This window comes from Streptosporangium vulgare (assembly GCF_042428775.1).
GTDB classification, from domain to species: domain Bacteria; phylum Actinomycetota; class Actinomycetes; order Streptosporangiales; family Streptosporangiaceae; genus Streptosporangium; species Streptosporangium vulgare.
In genome coordinates this window covers 1-502 of sequence record NZ_JBHMBS010000209.1, presented here as the reverse complement: position 1 = coordinate 502, position 502 = coordinate 1, and the positions used below count along the sequence as shown (strand labels likewise).

Annotated in this window: 2 protein-coding genes; both read left to right on the top strand. The window is 50.0% G+C overall.

The window, feature by feature from the left end:
* Positions 1 to 6: 6 nt before the first annotated feature.
* Positions 7 to 165: a glutaredoxin domain-containing protein gene (locus ACFFRH_RS45110; protein ID WP_423811587.1), complete on the top strand. Its 159-nt coding sequence runs from the start codon at positions 7 to 9 to the stop codon at positions 163 to 165.
* Between the two features lie 62 nt (positions 166 to 227).
* A partial coding sequence (secB, locus tag ACFFRH_RS45105) for a protein-export chaperone SecB (RefSeq protein ID WP_512701173.1) occupies positions 228 to 502 on the top strand: 275 nt, incomplete at its 3' end.

Sequence of the window (502 nt, the reverse complement as noted above, 5' to 3'; positions counted from 1 at the left end):
CAGGAGCTGCCGATCGATGGCAACGCCGCCAAGCGTGAAGAGATGATCAAACGCAGCGGTCGCACCACGGTTCCCCAGATTTTTATTGACGCACAGCACATTGGCGGCTGTGATGACTTGTATGCATTGGATGCACGTGGTGGACTGGATCCCCTGCTGAAATAACGTGTGAACGTTGGCATTACATTGCGCAGTATTTAAGGACAACACTTAAGGGTTTTCTACACATGTCAGAACAAAACAACACTGAAATGACTTTCCAGATCCAACGTATTTATACCAAGGATATCTCTTTCGAAGCGCCGAACGCGCCGCACGTTTTCCAGAAAGATTGGCAACCAGAAGTTAAACTTGATCTGGATACGGCATCTTCCCAACTGGCAGATGACGTATACGAAGTGGTACTGCGTGTTACCGTAACGGCCTCTTTGGGCGAAGAAACCGCGTTCCTGTGTGAAGTTCAGCAGGGCGGGATTTTCTCCATCGCGGGGATCGAAGGCAC